General features: G+C 51.9%; 12 protein-coding genes. All 12 read left to right on the top strand.

The features are described from left to right. Positions 1-43 precede the first annotated feature (43 nt). Positions 44-1726, top strand: coding sequence for an N-acetylmuramoyl-L-alanine amidase (locus B0D95_RS11450; RefSeq protein WP_371451816.1), 1683 nt, complete (start codon positions 44-46; stop codon positions 1724-1726). A gap of 23 nt (positions 1727-1749) precedes the next feature. Then, entirely contained in the window at positions 1750-3642 is a 1893-nt protein-coding gene (mutL, locus tag B0D95_RS11445) for a DNA mismatch repair endonuclease MutL (protein ID WP_078044007.1), read from the top strand. Positions 3643-3647: 5 nt separating this feature from the next. Next, entirely contained in the window at positions 3648-4649 is a 1002-nt protein-coding gene (gene miaA, locus B0D95_RS11440; protein WP_078044006.1) for a tRNA (adenosine(37)-N6)-dimethylallyltransferase MiaA, read from the top strand. A gap of 146 nt (positions 4650-4795) precedes the next feature. Then, positions 4796-5062: an RNA chaperone Hfq gene (gene hfq / locus B0D95_RS11435; protein WP_039912679.1), complete on the top strand. Its 267-nt coding sequence runs from the start codon at positions 4796-4798 to the stop codon at positions 5060-5062. A gap of 36 nt (positions 5063-5098) precedes the next feature. Beyond that, entirely contained in the window at positions 5099-6427 is a 1329-nt protein-coding gene (hflX, locus tag B0D95_RS11430; protein WP_078044005.1) for a ribosome rescue GTPase HflX, read from the top strand. Positions 6428-6472: 45 nt separating this feature from the next. Further along, entirely contained in the window at positions 6473-7603 is a 1131-nt protein-coding gene (hflK, locus tag B0D95_RS11425) for an FtsH protease activity modulator HflK (protein WP_078044004.1), read from the top strand. After that, entirely contained in the window at positions 7603-8478 is an 876-nt protein-coding gene (gene hflC, locus B0D95_RS11420) for a protease modulator HflC (protein ID WP_078044003.1), read from the top strand. The genes hflK and hflC overlap by 1 nt, the downstream gene beginning before the upstream one ends. 174 nt (positions 8479-8652) lie before the next feature. Further along, positions 8653-9825 carry an ATP phosphoribosyltransferase regulatory subunit gene (locus B0D95_RS11415; RefSeq protein WP_078044002.1) on the top strand — a complete coding sequence of 391 codons (1173 nt, stop codon included), beginning with the start codon at positions 8653-8655 and terminating at the stop codon, positions 9823-9825. A 44-nt stretch (positions 9826-9869) separates the two neighbouring features. After that, a complete protein-coding gene (locus tag B0D95_RS11410) occupies positions 9870-11168 on the top strand; it encodes an adenylosuccinate synthase (RefSeq protein WP_078044001.1) in 1299 nt (432 codons plus the stop codon). 703 nt (positions 11169-11871) lie between these two features. Then, on the top strand, positions 11872-13512 hold the full coding sequence (locus B0D95_RS11405; RefSeq protein ID WP_168172441.1) for a family 15 carbohydrate-binding domain-containing protein: 1641 nt from the start codon (positions 11872-11874) through the stop codon (positions 13510-13512). Positions 13513-13645: 133 nt separating this feature from the next. Next, a complete protein-coding gene (locus B0D95_RS11400) occupies positions 13646-17044 on the top strand; it encodes a TonB-dependent receptor (protein WP_371451807.1) in 3399 nt (1132 codons plus the stop codon). Between the two features lie 197 nt (positions 17045-17241). Further along, entirely contained in the window at positions 17242-18756 is a 1515-nt protein-coding gene (locus B0D95_RS11395; protein ID WP_078043998.1) for a tryptophan halogenase family protein, read from the top strand. Positions 18757-18758: the final 2 nt, after the last annotated feature.

Genomic DNA, 18758 nt, shown 5'->3' with positions numbered 1-18758 from the left:
CGCGCCATACCCCGATAAAAACTGCTGAATGGGTGCTTTTGTTTTGAGATTGTCTATATCTATGGTTCGCTGGCTGAGTCTGGTTTGCTGTCTGGGGGTGATCCTGGCGCCTCTGGCTTACGCGGCGAAAGTGGACGGTGTGCGCGTGTGGCGCGCGCCGGATCACACCCGTATCGTGTTGGATCTGGATGCGCCAGTGCAGCACAGCCTGACACTCGCCGCCAACCCCGAGCGGGTGATTGTCGATGTCCCCAAAACCAGCCTCAAAGCGCCCCTCGGGCAACTGCCCCTTGCCGATACGCCTGTGTTGGCGGTGCGCTCCTCCGTGCAAAGCAATGGTGATTTGCGTCTGGTGTTTGATTTAAAAACCAAGGTCGCCCCCAACAGTTTTTTGTTGAAAGCCCATGGCGGTATGCATGATCGCCTGGTGATTGACCTCTATGATGAGACTCCTTCCACCACCACAGCTGCTGCGGCACCTGTCACTACTGCGCCATCAACCAAACCAGCCGCTACACCATCAGCGGCGCCAACAACTACCGTACCCACTGCCGGTAATGCGGCGGTCAAACCTGCGCCACAACCGGCTAGCCAGCCTGCGGTCAAGGCTGATCTGAGCGGCAAACGCTTTATCGTGATTGCGGTCGATGCGGGCCACGGCGGTGAAGACCCGGGAGCGCTGGGGCCGAATCGCCTGCGTGAAAAAGATGTAACGCTGATGATTGCCAAAGAATTGGTGGCGTCAATCAATGCCCAACCGGGGTTTACCGGCAAGCTCACGCGCACCGGGGATTACTTTATTCCACTGAAAAAGCGCCGTGATCTGGCGCGTAACATGAAGGCGGATTTGTTTGTCTCCATCCATGCCGATGCCTTTACCAAAGCCAGTGCTCGCGGTGCTTCCGTGTTTGCCCTGTCGCGCCATGGCGCCACGTCAGAGACGGCGCGCTTTTTAGCGGAGCGCGAAAACGAGTCGGATTTGATTGGTGGCGTGGGCGATATTCGCCTGGACGACAAAGATCAGGTTCTGGCTGGTGTATTGGTGGACTTGTCCATGACCGCCACCTTGAATTCCAGTTTGCAGGTCGGGCAGCAGGTGCTCAATTCTATGGGCGGTATCGCGCATTTGCATAAACGCCATGTGGAACAGGCGGGGTTCTTGGTACTGAAGTCGCCCGATGTGCCTTCGATCCTGGTGGAAACCGGCTTTATCTCCAACCCCGAAGAGTCGCGCAAGCTGGCAACACCGGCTTACCGCAAACAAATGGCGCAATCGGTGTTTAATGGCATTCGCCAGCATTTTTATCAGCATCCACCAGCGGGTACCTATGTGGCGGCGCTGGTGGAGTCGGGGGCAACCGGTGGTTTTGAGCGGCACCACACAGTGGTGGCGGGCGATAGTTTGTCCGGTGTCGCCAATCGCTATGGCGTGAGCATGCAGCGCTTGATGCAATACAATAATCTGCGCTCGACCACCGTGAACATTGGCCAGAATCTGAAAATCCCGGCCGCAAACTCGCCCGCTGTGGCGCAAGTGCAGGCCGCACCACCTACGCCGCGCCCACAGGTCGCTGCAGCACCACGCCAGCATAAGGTGGTTGCCGGTGATACCCTGTCGCGTATTGCCAGCCGTTATGGCGTGAGTGTGGCTGCCTTGCAGCGCCACAACAATATGAAAGACACCACGGTCAAGCTCGGCCAAACCCTGAAAATCCCAACCTCCTGATTCATCGCCGCGATTGGTTTCCCATGCGAAAAATTAAATTGCTCAGCCCGCGCCTCGCCAACCAGATTGCTGCTGGCGAGGTTGTTGAACGTCCATCCTCGGTGATTAAAGAGCTGCTTGAAAACTCGCTCGATGCAGGCGCTACGCGCTTGGAAATTGATATTGAAGAGGGTGGTATCAAACTGATGCGCGTGCGCGACAACGGCGGCGGTATTGATAAGGATGACTTGCCGCTAGCACTCAGCCGTCACGCCACCAGCAAAATTTACGAATTGGATGATCTGGAAGCCGTAGCGACACTGGGCTTTCGCGGTGAGGCGTTGGCGAGTATCAGTTCCGTGGCGCGTCTGGCGCTCATCAGTAGCACCCGTGACGACAGTGCCGGTTGGCAAGTGGTGGCAGAAGGGCGGGATATGGAGACGCAGCTATCGCCCGCGCCCCATCCTCGCGGCACCACTGTTGAAGTGCGCGATTTATTTTTCAACACGCCCGCGCGGCGCAAATTTTTGCGCACCGATAAAACTGAATACACCCATCTGGAAGATGTCGTAAAACGCCTGGCCTTATCGCGCTTTGATGTCGCCTTCAATTTGCGACACAACGGTCGCGCTATTTACGCCTGGCGCGCAGGCGATTCGCAGCTCGAACAGGAGCGCCGCGTCGCCCAAGTGTGCGGCCCGGCCTTTATGGAAAATGCGGTGCACCTGGATATTGAGCGCAACGGCTTCCGCCTCTGGGGATGGGTAGCGCTGCCGACTTTTTCGCGCAGTCAGGCCGACTTGCAGCACTTTTATGTGAATGGCCGCGCGATTCGCGACAAACTGGTCAGCCACGCCGTACGCCAGGCGTATCAGGATGTGCTCTATCACGGCCGCCATCCCGCGTTTGTGTTGTATCTGGAGTTGGACCCTTCCACTGTGGATGTGAATGTGCATCCCACCAAGCACGAAGTGCGTTTCCGCGATAATCGCAACGTGCACGATTTTATTTATTCAAGCCTGCATCACGCACTGGCAAAAGTGCGCCCGGAAGATACCCTCACACGCCGTGAGTTGGGCGAAGGTGAGGATACTGCGCCGGGCATCAACCCCTTTGCACTCGCCACGGCGGCGCCTGTGCAAGGTATCGCCGCGGGTGAATTCAAGGGGCAGGAGACCATGGGCTTTCGCGCGACGCCCGCCGGTGGCAGTGGCGGACAGCACTATGCATCGGCTTATCAATCGTCATCGCCAGCTCCCGGTGCTGTGCGCGAGCAGATGAATGTGTACGGTGAATTGCACCGCCCTGCTAGTCCCGTCAGTTACAGCATGCCAGAGTCGCCCAGTGAGGATATTCCACCTTTGGGTTATGCCATTGCGCAGCTCAAAGGTATTTATATTCTGGCGGAAAATGCGCAGGGGTTAATTGTGGTGGATATGCACGCTGCCCACGAGCGTGTGACCTACGAGCGGATGAAAGAATCCTTTCACTGTGGTGGCATTCAAACCCAGCCGCTACTGGTGCCCGAATCTATTGCGGTAAGTGAAAAGGAAGCGGACTTTGCGGAAAGCTTTAGCGATATTTTCACTAGCCTCGGCTTTGAATTGCAACGTGCTGGCCCCGAGACCTTGTTGATTCGCCAGCTGCCCGTGATTTTAAATCGCGCCAAAGTAGAACAACTGGTGCGCGATGTGTTGTCTGATTTGATTGAGCACGGCAGTAGCGAGCGCATTCAGCATCATATCAACGAAATTCTTGGCACCATGGCCTGTCACGGATCGGTGCGCGCCAATCGCAAACTTACCATCCCGGAAATGAACGCCTTGCTGCGCGATATGGAAGCGACAGAGCGCAGCGGTCAATGCAATCACGGCCGCCCTACCTGGCTGCTGCAATCGCTTGATGACCTCGACAAATTATTTATGCGTGGCCAATAACCCCAATGACAAACTCTGCGCGCAAACCGCTGGTTATTTTTTTGATGGGGCCAACCGCCTCGGGCAAAACTGACCTCGCTATAAGCCTGAGCAAACTGTTGCCGGTAGAATTAATCAGTGTGGATTCTGCGTTGGTGTATCGCGGTATGGATATAGGTTCGGCCAAACCAACGGCTGCTGAATTGGCCGAAACACCACATCGCCTGATTGATATTCGCGACCCGGCGGAGCCCTATTCCGTTGCTGATTTTGTCGCCGATGCCGAGCGCGAAATTCAAGCGATTCATGCGCAGGGGCGCGTCCCCCTGCTGGTTGGCGGCACCATGCTCTATTTCCGTGCATTGCTGGATGGCTTGGCAGAAATGCCCGCCGCCGATGCAAATGTGCGCGTGCAAATTGAACGCGAGGCCGCTGAGTATGGCTGGCCGCATATTCATGCACAGCTCGCACAAGTGGACCCGGAAACGGCCGCCGGGATTCATCCCAATCATTCCCAGCGGCTCAGTCGTGCGTTGGAAGTGTATCGCGTGAGTGGTAAAACCATGGCGCAGTTGCGTCAAATACAACATGCGCAGCCTGATACCAATGCATTTTGTGAGCGCTTCGAGGTTTGCCAGCTTGCTATCGCGCCGCGTGATCGCGCGACCTTGCATCACCGTATTGCTGAACGATTCGAAAAAATGTTGGTCAGTGGATTGGTGGATGAAGTGCGTGCACTTTATGCGCGCGGCGATTTGCAGTCCGACTTACCGGCGATTCGCGCGGTGGGTTATCGCCAGGTGTGGGATTATCTTGCAGGGCAAATTGATTACAACGAAATGCGCGAGCGTGGAATTATCGCCACACGGCAATTAGCCAAGCGACAATTCACTTGGTTGCGCGGTTGGTCGACAAGCCCAAATAGTGAACTACACTGGATATGCACGGAGACGGATCAGGGAATTTCACTCACGAAGGAAGAAATTGTGCATTGCGCCTTGAATTTTATAGGTCGCGCAGCCATATAATGCCCTAGTGAGAACCCTAGACAGATTTTCATGCTTTCTTCCACTCTCTCCTTATTAGATGTATCAGGAGATAACCGTAATTTTTAGGTGTAATGGGTGGGTAATTTTCCAGTCTTTCTTTTTTTATTGTCCCGAGGAGAATAAACATGTCAAAAGGGCATAGTTTACAAGACCCTTACCTGAACGTTCTGCGCAAAGAACGTGTGCCAGTGTCCATTTATTTAGTAAATGGCATTAAGCTTCAAGGCCAGGTTGAGTCATTTGATCAGTTTGTGGTGCTGTTGAAAAATACCGTAAGCCAAATGGTTTACAAACACGCCATCTCCACTGTTGTACCATCTCGTGCTGTCCGTGTTCCGCTGCTGAACGAAGCGGGTGGCATTGAAGGCGAAGAAGACGAGCAAGCCGAGTAATTTATCAAAACATTGATACTGACTCGAGGTCGCTAATTGTTTTTTGATCGTCCCGAATCAGGTGAACTGGCAGTGCTGGTTCACCTGAATTTGTCTCACGGCCAAGACGCCGAAGACCCGCGTGAATTCGAAGAGTTGGTTTTATCTGCCGGGGGTGACCCTGTGGCTTTTTTAACCGGATCGCGAGTTGTTCCCACCGCCAAATTTCTGATCAGCACCGGCAAATTGCAGGAGCTGCAACAGTTGGTTGCCGACAATGGCGCCGAACTGGTTATCTTTAATCACACCTTAACACCGAGTCAGGAACGCAACCTGGAGCGCGAGCTACAGTGTCGGGTTCTTGATCGCACCGGTTTAATTCTGGATATCTTTGCCCAGCGTGCACGCACCTTTGAAGGTAAGTTGCAGGTTGAGCTGGCGCAACTGCGCCACAGTGCCACGCGATTGATTCGTGGCTGGACGCACCTTGAGCGCCAAAAGGGCGGTATCGGTTTACGTGGCCCTGGTGAAACCCAGTTGGAAACGGACCGCCGCTTACTGCGCAATCGCATCGTACAAATTGAACAGCGCCTGGAAAAAGTGCGTTCGCAGCGCGAGCAGGGGCGTCGTTCACGCCAGCGCGCGGCGATACCCACGGTGTCATTAGTGGGTTACACCAACGCCGGGAAATCCACATTGTTCAATCGTATTACCGGCGCCGATGTTTACGCCGAAAATAAATTGTTTGCCACCCTTGATCCAACCATGCGCCGGATCGAATTATCTGATATCGGCGCCGTGGTGCTGGCAGATACGGTAGGATTCATCAGCCACCTGCCTCATCGACTGGTCGAAGCATTTAAAGCGACACTTGAAGAGGCAAGTAACTCAACTTTACTCTTGCATGTGATAGATTCAGCGGCCGAAGAGCGCTTGCGTAATATTGAGCAAGTCGAATTGGTGCTGGAGGAGATAGGCGCGGCAGATTTACCGCAGCTGCGTGTCTATAACAAAGTTGATCTGTTGGCGGACACCGGGCCACATATTGATCGTGATGAAGCCGGTAAGCCTGTTGCGGTTTGGCTCTCGGCGCAGACGGGGGAAGGCTGTGAGCTGCTAAGCCAAGCCATCTCCGAAGTGTTGGGCAAAGAGGTCATTCATGGCTGCCTGGTGGTAGCGCCAAATCAAGGCCGTTTGCGTGCAATGCTTTATGCGCAGCAGGCCGTGGTGAGTGAAAATTACCGTGATGATGGTGCCAGTCTGTTGCAAGTGCGGGTGCCGAAAGATGATTTATTGCGGATTCTCAGTGCTGAAGCTGTCGCCTTTGAGAGTCTGTTGTGGGATGAGTCGGGAATACTGCCGGATAATCCGGTCGCTCAGGAGTAGTGCGTTAAGTCCCAAACCGTTTTACTTTCTATGTGGAGAAACATTATGGCCTGGAACGAACCGGGAAAAGACAAAGACCCTTGGAGTGGTCGCGGCAATAAAAATAGCAATGACGGCCCGCCCGATCTGGATGAGGCATTTAAAAAATTGCAGGACAAGCTCAATGGTATGTTTGGTGGCGGAGGCTCCGGTGGTCGCTCTACCGGTAATGCCAATATGAAGCCGCTGTTTGGTATTTTTGCTGTAGTTGCCTTGCTTATTTACATCGGCTCCGGTGTCTATCAGGTCGATGCCAAAGAGCGCGCAGTTGTTCTTAAATTTGGCGCCTTCTCGGAAATTAAAACCGAAGGTCTGAATTGGAATGCTCCTCTTATTACTGATGTCATCAAGGTGAATGTCACCGGTGAGCGCCAGTACCCCTCGCGCGGGTTGATGCTGACAGAAGATGAAAGCATCGTAGAGTTGCCGATTTCAGTGCAGTACAACGTCTCTGATGTGAGAGCATTTGTACTTAATGTGCGCGATCCTGAAACCAGTTTGCGCCATGCGACCGACTCGGCGGTGCGCCACGTGATCGGCTCCAGCGAATTGAATCAGGTGCTGTCAGAAGGTCGTCAGGCGATTGCAGTGGAAGTCAAACAGCGTTTGCAATCTTACCTCGATGCTTATGGCGCCGGGATTCAGGTGAACACTGTAAATATCCAGGATGCCCGTCCGCCAGAAGAAGTGCGTTCGGCATTTGATGATGTGATCCGTGCGAAAGAAGACGAAGCGCGTTTCAAGAATCAGGCTCAGGCCTATGCCAATGGCATCATTCCCGAAGCGCGTGGTCGCGCCCAGCGGATGATCGAAGAAGCGGAAGCCTACAAGGCGGAAGTAGTTGCACGTGCTGAAGGTGAATCGGATCGTTTTGAAAGCTTGTTGACCGAGTACAAGCGCGCACCGGAAGTGACTCGCCAGCGTCTTTATTTGGAGACTATGGAAAGTGTGATGACTCGCTCCTCCAAAGTGATGGTGGATGTGGCAGGCGGCAATAATATGTTGTATTTGCCGCTGGATCGCATGGGTAACCGCCAGCCAGCTGCTGAGCCAAAAGTGCAAACAGAAAATTTTAATAGTCGGACGGTACAGCCCGTTGAACCGACCACGCCCCTTGTTCGTCGGGAGATGCGCTAATGTCTAGTAAAGGTCTCTTTTCCATCGTTGTATTGCTGGTTGGCCTGATTATTTTTGCCAATTCTGCTTATGTAGTTACCGAATACCAGCGTGCCGTGGTATTGCAATTTGGTCGTTTGGTGAAAGCCGATGTACCGCCGGGCCTGCATTTCAAGCTACCCTTCGCGGAAAAAGTGCGCAAGTTTGACGGTCGTTTGTTGACCGCAGACATGGCTACCGAAAGCTTCTTTACCGTTGAGAACAAGCGTTTGATGGTGGACTCCTACATCAAGTGGCAAGTGAAAGATGTTGAGGTTTACTACAAGGCGACAGGAGGCGATGAGCTGACGGCGGAAAACCGTTTGGCGCAGCGTGTTGCGGATGGTCTGCGTAACCAGTTTGGTCGCCGTACCCTGCATGATGTGGTATCAGGCAAGCGCGATGAGTTGATGAGTGAAATCACTGCCAGTATTAATCTGGATGCGGTGAAGCTGTTGGGTATTGAAGTGAAAGACATTCGCGTGAAGCGCATCGACTTCCCGGCAGAGGCAAGCCAGTCAGTATTTGCCCGTATGGCGGCGGATCGTGAAAAAGAAGCGCGCGAATACCGTTCGCAAGGTAAAGAGCAAGCTGAAGTGATCGGTGCTGATGCGGATAAGCAAGTGTCAGTGCTGGAAGCCAATGCGTACCGTGATGCTGAGCGTATTCGCGGTGAAGGCGATGCAACGGCGGCGGCGATTTTTGCGGAAGCCTATAACAAAGATCCCGAGTTCTATAGCTTTGTACGCAGCCTCAATGCCTATCGCCAGAGTTTTAATAGCAAAGATGACCTGATGGTGGTTGACCCCAAAAGCGATTTCTTCCGCTACCTGAAAGACCCGCAAGGCAAGAAGTAAGTTGAAATCGCCCGCACTGCGGGCGATTCTTTTTGGGGTGGGATGATCTAATTGTAATTGACCTACAAATCCCTCACCAAACAGTGTTAAAATGCCGCAACCGAGCCGATCGCTCGGTTTTTTTATGCGTGCGTACCGGACTTATCCGGTTTTGTTTCTCTACCAGAGTCGCTTATGACCTACGCTGATCGCTGGCTGTTACCGGACGGAGTGGAAGAAATCCTGCCCGCCGAAGCCAAAGCTATAGATAGTTTGCGCCGCCGTTTGCTGGATTTATACAGCACGTGGGGCTACGACATGGTGATTCCACCGTTGCTGGAATACACCGATTCCTTATTAATTGGATTGGGCCGCGATGTTGACCTGCTGACCTTTAAGGTCACTGATCAGCTAAGTGGTCGCACCTTGGGTATTCGTGCTGATATTACCCCGCAAACCGCACGTATGGATGCCCACAGTTTTAAACGCACGGGCGCCAATCGCTTGTGTTATGCCGGTCATGTAGTGCATACCCGCCCGAAGAATCCACTGGCTACCCGCACACCTATCCAGGCGGGTCTTGAGTTTTATGGCGAGCCAACTATTGCGGCGGATATTGAAGTGGTGTCGCTACTGTTGGAGTCCTTGGCTCTGGCCGGGTTGCCGCGCCAGCATATCGACCTTGGGCACGTGGGGATTTATCGCGCTATTGCTGCTGCTGCCGGCCTGAGCAAAGTGCAGGAAGATGCCTTCTTTGAATTGTTGCAGCGCAAAGCCACCACGGAAATTCGCGCTTGGGTTGATGCCAATATCAGTGATTCGGCGACTGCCGCCTGGTTTCTGGCGCTGCCTGGCCTTGCCGGCGGTAAAACAGTATTGCGCAGTGCGCGTGAATTGTTTGCCTCTTTACCGGCGGCACAAGTGGCGGTCGATCAGCTTGATCAGGTGGCACAGGTAATTGAGCGACGCTACCCCAATGCCGAATTGTATTTCGACTTGGGCGAATTGCGTGGTTATCACTATTTGACTGGTCTGGTGTTTGCGGCGTTTGCACCTGGTTATGGCAATCCCATCGCCAGCGGTGGTCGTTACGATCATATTGGTGAAGTCTTTGGACGCGCGCGTCCAGCAACCGGTTTTGCGGTGGATATCACCGCCATCAGTAAATTAGGTTTGTTGCACAAAGGGCAGGTGGCCGCCATTGCGGTGGTTGAAAGTACCGATCCCGCACAGTGGCAAGCCGTACAAGCATTGCGCCAGCAAGGTGAGCGAGTTGTGGCGGTAAATGGCGAGGCCGATCTGGCGGAGCTGGGTTGTGATCGTCAACTGCTGTTACAGAATGGCAGCTACCAGGTGGTAGCGCGCTAATCGGTCAGTTTTCTTTTTATCTAGCACAGAGAGTTAAACCAGTCATGGGCAAGAACGTCGTGGTATTGGGCACCCAGTGGGGTGATGAAGGCAAGGGCAAGATCGTGGATTTGTTGACCGATCAGGTCTCCCTGGTGACACGCTTTCAAGGTGGTCACAATGCGGGTCATACACTGGTGATTGACGGTAAAAAAACCGTGTTGCACCTGATCCCCTCCGGCATTTTGCGCGACGGCGTAACCTGCTTGATCGGCAATGGCGTAGTGTTGTCGCCTGAAGCCCTGCTAAAAGAAATTACCGAATTGGAAGCGACAGGTGTACCTGTACGTAGCCGTTTGCGTTTGTCACCCGCTTGCCCCTTGATCCTGCAATACCATGTGGCGCTGGATCAGGCGCGTGAGCTTGCCCGTGGCGATGCCAAAATTGGCACCACCGGTCGCGGCATTGGCCCTGCTTATGAAGACAAGGTTGCACGTCGCGGTTTGCGTTTGGGCGACTTGGTGGATATGGATAGTTTTGCCATCAAGCTCAAAGCGATTCTTGAGTACCACAACTTTGCCCTGACGCAATACTACAAAGTGGATGCTGTTGATTTCGATAAAGTGCTGGCTGACTGTAAAGCCTGGGCAGCGCAATTGATGCCAATGATGGCTGATGTGACTGAATTGCTGCACGCTGCGCGCGAAGATGGCCAAAGTATTCTGTTTGAAGGTGCGCAGGGGTCGCTGTTGGATATCGATCACGGTACCTATCCTTTTGTAACCTCCTCCAATACCACGGCTGGCGGCACTGCCACCGGTTCAGGTTTTGGTCCTTTGTATCTTGATTATGTGCTCGGCATTACCAAAGCTTATACCACCCGTGTCGGCTCCGGCCCCTTCCCGACGGAGTTGGGCTGTGAAGTGGGCGAATACTTGGGTAAAAAAGGCCACGAATTTGGTGCTACCACTGGGCGTAAGCGTCGCTGTGGCTGGTTTGACGCCGTTGCGGTACGCCATGCCAATCGCATTAACAGTGTGACCGGTATTTGCCTGACCAAGCTCGATGTGTTGGATGGCTTGGAAACCGTGAAAATCTGTATCGGCTATCAGGATGCCAAGGGTAACCCGATTGTCGGTATGCCTTACGATGCTGAGGGTTGGGCGGGATTGCAGCCTATTTATGAAGAAATGCCCGGCTGGAGTGAGTCGACCGTGGGTGCGCAAACTCTCGAGCAGTTACCTGCCAATGCGCGCGCCTATATCAGTCGTCTGGAAGTTTTGATTAAAGCGCCAATCGACATTATTTCCACCGGCCCTGACCGTATTGAAACTATTGTTTTGCGTCACCCTTTTCAGGTGTGATGTTGTTTTCCTAAACACACTTCCCTTTGGGTAACAAAAAATCCGATATCAGCTTTTGCTATATCGGATTTTTTGTTTGTGGAATTCCCCGTTATTAGCACATTAAGGCCCACCTTCATTGTTCATAAGAGCGGTATAAATAAAAGCGAAAATTTTGTTTATAAACATTATTTTCTTATATAAAAATTTAGCTGCGTGACTGACCACTTCTTTAATAGTAATCGGAAGAGTTTTTCTTTTTCTCGCACCGGTGTCGTCAAAAGTTACTTATAGTCCGATTGACATCATAATCAGCGTCGACATACGATGTGACGGCTTTGGCATAGTTGTCTACAGGTATGCAAAATAACTCATAGGTTTAATCGCGATTGATTGCCAAATAGTGCGTTCTTGTTGTCGTTCCAAAGCTATAAAAGTCTCAAAAAAACCATTATATAAATTTAAAAAAAAGGGATTAGCTATGATTTTCCATAAAAGTCAAAAGACCACGTATCAGTAAAAAGTGCGATTCAAAAAATCCGCATTGGCAATGTGCATTACGGCTTCAAAATCGGCAGATTGTTAAGGGGCGACAATAAATAAAGACAGTGGAAAGCCAGCCGGATTCAGTCAGCTTGCGCTTAGAATAATTAAATCCAAGACTAGAATAATAGAGGGTCTCAATATGTTTCAAAAACTACTCATCGTGTTCTGCACAATCTTCGTGCTCTCTGCCTGTGGTGGCGGGAGTAATGATTTGGGGCCGAAACAAGCGCCACCGCCTGTTGATGGTGGAGGAGATGGCGGTGGAGATGGTGGCGAGCCTGAGCCTGAGCCAGGTGAGCCGCGAATTTTTTCCTTCATCTCGTTTAACGAAGAAGCTGACACTTATGATTGGGCCAGCCGTTGCGTAGATGCCTGCAGTGCCACTGCCGCTCTAAGCTGGAATGCTGGTGAGCAAGTGCTGGTGGCGAATCCGCAGTGGGCTAGCGATGCCGATCAACTGGACATTGTTGGATCCGTGGGCGAAATCAGCGACATGGAGACTTCTGCAGCCCGAATCTGGGTCTTTGTCCCTGCTGCATATGCCACTGACGGCAAGATGAGAATTCATCTTGTACTGGGTAATGCACAAGGTCTCAAGGGCGTCAGCCTGGGCATCCGACCCAAGGCGGGTTGGAACCGCCTTGAAATGTGGGAAATGGCAGCTGGCACTGGCGAAACCGTCATGGTGGGTGATGTTGAGGCAATCGATTACGGCACCTTCGCCTGGCATGACGATGGCTTCACCCTGCGCAACATTAATGAGATTGGTGTGCGCTTGGTGGCTAACGGTAAGGCGCCAGAGGTTGGCGGACAATTATGGTTAGACAACGTCACTCTGACGCCAGCGTCTGGTACCGGTCCGCTAATCGTCGATAAGGATGATCCAGCCTGGACCGTAATGGATGCTACCCCTGCGGTTACAGTACAGCGCGATGATACTGGTGTTTACTTCGAGCCTACCGCTGGAGATCAAAAACTGGTTTATCTACTTGAAGGTCCAGTTGATTTGGTTGGTCGTAGCTTTGATATGACCTTTACTGTGGATCAAGCGTTCAAAGACTCGGGAGCGGATGTTCAGCCAATAATCCAGTTGAATTTCGGCAGTTATACCGGTGAATTTGGCTGTTATGTGGGTAATGGTTCCCTGACACCTGGCGTTCCCCAATCAATTAATTGTGCTACAGACAATGATGCGTTCGTGGCAGAAGAAGGTCAGAACATCCGGGTGGGACTGCAGGTTAAAAACCAACCAGCAGGTCGCCTGACTATCAATAGTATGCAGATCAATATCGTGTCTTCGAGCGATACCGGACCTTTCGCAATTATCCCTTCCCAAGCGTCGGTTGATTCGGGTGCTTGGGGTAATGACAACTGGCAGGGGTTGGCGGGCGCTCCTACTTTATCGTATGACAGCGAAAGTGGTGCTTTGAGTATTGCTCCAAATTGGCAGGCAACTGACAGCAACGAACGCACCATCATGTATCTGGCTGCTGACGGTGAATTGCCAGACTTGGAGGGGGCAACCGTGGGTGTGGAGCTGTACCTCAGCGATTACTACTTCACTGCGAACCCGGGTATGGCGGTACAGATTTACATCCAGCAGAACGGTGGTAGTTACACCGGTAACTGGGGCAGCAACATTGCTCTAAGCGACGGGGAAGACCTGGGTAACGGTTGGTACCGGTTCGAGCGTGTTATGGAGGATGTTCCCACCGAGCCGTCTGCTCTGCGCGTAGGTATTAAGCTTCAAGGCGCGGGCTTGACCACCCGGGAGGCATCCGCAGATCCGATTCTGCTTCGCAGGTTTACCGTCGAGTAATCCGTGCAAGGTCGTAACAAAAACAAATAGTGAGCGTTGAGCGGCGATGCAAGGCATTACATATGCGAAGCATCGCCAATCGATGCTGTGTAGATAATAACAACGTCACATAATAACAACGGGGTAAAGCGCTATGGTCTATCCAGACAACGCCAAGAAAACTATCACCTTCAAGAAATCGATACTCGCCATGTGCGTCATGGCAATAAGCTCTCCCTCTTTTGCGCAGAATACGTCTGAACAAGATCAGTCAGTAGAGGAAGTCGTAGTTAGTGGCGTACGCCAAAATCTTGAGAACGCCCAAGACATCAAGCGTAATGCGAATACCTTTGTGGATGCGATTTCTGCAGAAGATATTGGCTCCCTACCGGACCGCAGTGTATTGGAAGCTATGCAGCGGATGCCTGGCGTGTCTATTGAGCGTTTTCAGGCACCTGATGATCCTGACCACTTTGGTGTGGAGGGTAGTGGTGCCGTTATCCGTGGTATGAGCGCGACCCGAAGCGAATTTAACGGTCGTGACTCTTTTACTGCCAACTCTGGTCGTGGCCTGAACTTTCAGGACGTGCCACCAGAATTGATGGGCGGTGTAGACCTGTATAAAAACCAATCCGCCGACATGATTGAGGGTGGTATTGGTGGTACCGTCAGTTTGAGAACCCGCAAACCCTTTGATCGGGATGGCCAGATGATCGCCTTTACCGGTGATGTCTCTTACGGTGATATGGCTGAAGAGAGCTCCCCGACTGTCTCAGGTCTCTACAGTAATCGCTGGGATACTGAAACTGCCGGTGAGTTCGGCTTCCTCATTAACGCCTCATATTCCGAGCTGGTTGGTACCTCACATGGTATCCAGAGTGATGCTTTTGTGAAGTATCGGGCCGATACCTTGGGGGCTCCAGCTAGCGCGGCTATGAGTGATGGCCAGGTGTGGATGACCAACGGCTCCAACTTCTTCACCAAAGAAGATGAGCGTATCCGCCGTGGGTTTGGTGCTTCGTTGCAGTGGGCCAGCCCGGATGACACCTTACAAGCTACCGCTGAGTTCTTGCGCTCAGATGCCCGCTTGAGCTGGAAAGAAAATGCCGTTAAGTATCAAGGTGGCTACGGTGAGGAGAATGACGAAGGTGTAGTCAGCGAGAACCGCCGTGCGCGCCCTTATCCCGGTACCGAGTTCGCCTTCAACGGTGACAGTATTTTTGAAGCGGGTTACATCACTGATGGTGGTGGCTGGCGTGGTGGTGAAGGCCGTGTGCCGACTGCTTGGGACTCAGCATGGGGGTTGGGTGACACGGCTCCTGACGGTTATGTCACTACCAATGACTATTTCGGACAGAAGTATCAGACCGATACCCGCTTCAAAGATACGCGCACCATCGTTGAAGACCTTAGCTTTAATGTGAAATGGACACCAAACGATGCGTGGGAGTTTGAAGGTGACTTGCAGTTTGTCGACGCAACCACATCGGATGATGACTTGCAGGTCGCACTTGGGATCCATGCATTGCAAATCCTGGATTTGCGCGGCAGTACACCCAGCCTAACGATCGTAGAACCTTGGGATGGGCGCCGTGATGCCAACCCTGAGTGGTATGCGACCGACTTCCCTGGGTTCTCTAATGACCCGGCGGGCGATTCCAACTACTTCCAGGATCGCGATTCCTACTGGCTGCGCTCTGCCATGGATCACTATGAGCGTTCAGAGGGTGAATCCCGTGCTGGACGTTTCGATGTGACCCATCTCATTGAGAATGGCGGACTCTTGACCGGGGTCAAGGCTGGGGTTCGCTACGCCGAACGTAACCAGGTGGTGCGTAATACTTCCTATAACTGGGGCAGCCTCGGTGCAGAATGGGCGCCAGGCGGCGGCGAGGGTGCTCTGTGGTTGTCCGAGTTGGATGAGAGCATTTATAACGAGTTCCAGTATATTGATTGGTCTGACTTCCACCGCGGTGGCGTTGTATCGATTCCTGGCGATGGTTTTATCTTCCCCACTGAGAGTCTCTTGAAGGATGTGATTGCGGGTCGTCAATTACCTCAGAACAACCCCAATGGTGAGGGTATTTGGGAACCCTACCAAACTCGCCCTGATGTTATTCCGGGAACCTACTTCGTTCCGGCCGAAGTCTATGACACCACTGAGACTAACGAGGCTGCATACGTTCGTTTCGATTTCGGCTCGGATGAAGGTGCCTTCCGCTTCAACGGTAATGTCGGCTTGCGTTACGTCAGGTTGAATCGCGATGCCATAGGTTCGGTTCAATTCCCAGATATGATTGGCCAAGCCATTCCTGCTGGCGCGCCTACTGACTTGACTGACAGTGGGGCTATCCGTAAGTGGGCTGAGGATCAAGTTGGGCCTTTCGATCCGGGCCTGTTTGAATCGGAAGATGCATGGTTGAAGCAAGTTAATAATCTAGTCTCTTACTCTCGCGATGCTAACAACTGGTTAACGCCAGATGAAAAGGCGTTTGGTAATGACTACGATGAGGGTGAGTTAGAGTCGAGCTCTGAGTGGGATGGTGTGTTGCCAAGTTTCAACTTGAAGGTGGAGCTGACGGATGATCTGATTGGACGCTTTGCAGTATCCAAGGCGATCGCTCTTCCTGATATGTCAGAAGTTCGCAACCAGGCAGTTCTTGGCGCGCGCGACTTGAATGTGACGCGGGTGGTTCCAGATCCGAATGCTCCGGCATTGCCTGGTCCGGTCGACTCTGGTGTAGACATAGTGTCGGTAAGTCCAGCGGTATGGACCGGCAATGGTGGTAATCCTGCGTTGAAACCTATGGAGTCTACCCAGTGGGACGCCTCTTTGGAGTGGTATTTCGCCCCTGTTGGTTCTTTCACGGCGACTATTTTCCATAAAGATCTGAAGAACTTCTTTATTGAAGGCGCGCTGCCGAGAACCTTCACCAATCCTGACACCGGTATCACCCAGACTGTCGACTTCACCACCACGCGTAATGGGAAGGAAGGCAAGTTGCAGGGTATCGAACTGGCTTACCAACAATTCTTCGATATGCTCCCAGAGCCATTCGACGGTTTTGGTATTCAGGCGAACTACACCTTTGTTGACTCAGAAGGTATTCCAAACTTCTCTTCTAGCGAAACTGCCACTGAAGCGGAGCCTGATGTAGACACAACGCCCCAGCCCGGCTTGGAGCCTTTTGATCCTGCCGCGTTGGAAGGGCTGCCTCTACGTGGTCAATCAGAGCACACTGCTAACCTGGTGTTCATGTACGAGAAGAACGACTGGTCGGCACGCTTGGCCTACAACTGGCGCTCCGAGTATCTTCTCACTACACGTGATGTGATCAGTGGTCAGCCGATCTGGAATAGTGCCTCGGGCTTCCTGGATGGTGCTATCACCTATAAGTTGACTGATGAAATCTCCATCGGCTTGCAAGGTACCAACCTGGCGAATACCCAGACTGAAACCTTGATGATGCTGGACGGAGAAGGTCGTCAGACGGGCCGTTCCTGGTTCGTCAATGACCGCCGTGTAGCTCTGACAGTGAAAGCTGTGTTCTAAATCCTCCGGGGCTAAGGCTAAAGAAGGCGCAACCACAATGGGGTTGTGCCTTTTTTTTGGTCCCGCATAATGGTCAGGTTAAAAATAACGATAACTGAAACTAATCCAACGTGGAAAATTCATGCATCATCGTTTTTATATTGCGATCAGCATGTAAATTTTTTTGGTTAAGTTGGTAACGAAATTGGGGGTCTACAATGCACGATAATAATATAAGGCGCATCGCCATTGTGGGTGGTGGAACTGCGGGTTGGATGACAGCGGCAGCGCTGTCCAAATTAATTAAACCTGACTACTGCCAAATACGACTCATTGAGTCCGAAGATATCGGGACTGTTGGTGTTGGCGAAGCGACTATTCCGCAAATTCAGTTATTTAATAAATTGCTGGATTTGGATGAAAATGAATTTGTCCGCAAAACCCAAGGTACATTCAAACTGGGGATTCAATTTGTTAACTGGAAAAAAATTGGACACAAATACATTCATGCATTTGGTGAAGTGGGCAAGGACATGGAGGGAGTTCAGTTCTATCACTACTGGCTGAAAATGCGGGCCCAGGGTAAGGCTGAAGAGTTGGACAATTATACCATCGGTGGTCTTGCATCTGATCGCGGAAAATTTATGCGACCAATCGATGCGGGTAATTCACCCTTATCCAATATCGCTTATGCGTTTCATTTTGATGCGGGATTGTATGCGCGTTTTTTGCGTGAATATTCCGAGGCGCGCGGTGTTCTACGTACAGAAGGTAAGATTGTAGATACGATTTTACGTGCGAGTGACGGGTTTATTGAATCAGTGCAATTAGCGTCGGGCGAACGAGTTGAAGCAGATTTTTTTATCGACTGCTCCGGCTTTCGCGGCTTGTTAATCGAGCAGGCATTAAATACGGGATATGAGGATTGGGCCCACTGGTTGCCCTGTGACCGCGCTTGGGCGGTTCCCTGCGAAAGTGTGGGAGAGCCAACGCCATACACTCGTTCTACGGCGCATTCGGCGGGATGGCAGTGGCGAATTCCTCTGCAACACCGCGTCGGGAATGGACACGTTTTTTCCAGCAGGTTTATGAGCGAGGATGAAGCCTGTTCCATACTATTAAATAATCTCGATGGAAAACCCTTGGCTGAGCCGCGCCTGCTCAAATTCGTCACTGGCAAGCGCAAAAAAGTGTGGAACAAAAATTGTGTGGCGATAGGTTTGGCGAGTGGCTTCATGGAACCGCTGGAATCCACGAGTCTGCATCTGGTGCAATCAACCATTGCCCGTCTTATGAGTTTCTTCCCTAACAAGTCCTTCGATCAAGAGGATATTGACGAATTTAATCGTCAGGCGAGTTTTGAAGTTGAAAAAATTCGCGACTTTTTAATTTTGCACTATCACGCCACTGAGCGAAATGATTCCGATTTTTGGAATTACTGCCGAACCATGAGCATCCCCGAAGACTTAACGCAAAAAATCGAGCAATTCAAAAAGAATGGCCGCATTTATCGCAATAACACTGAAATGTTTAACGAGTTAAGTTGGTTTGAAGTGATGCACGGTCAAGGTATACATCCGCACGCTTATCACCCCTTGGTTGATCGAATGTCTAACGATGAAATTGCCAAGCGTCTGGAGGGGATTAGAGGTGTGATTGAAAAATCCGTCGATTACATGCCCACTCATGCAGAGTTTATTGCTGAGCATTGCAAAGCAATAAAAATTTATTAACG

This window comes from Cellvibrio sp. PSBB023 (genome assembly GCF_002007605.1).
Lineage (GTDB): Bacteria > Pseudomonadota > Gammaproteobacteria > Pseudomonadales > Cellvibrionaceae > Cellvibrio.
This window is presented reverse-complemented; position numbering and strand designations above follow the sequence as displayed.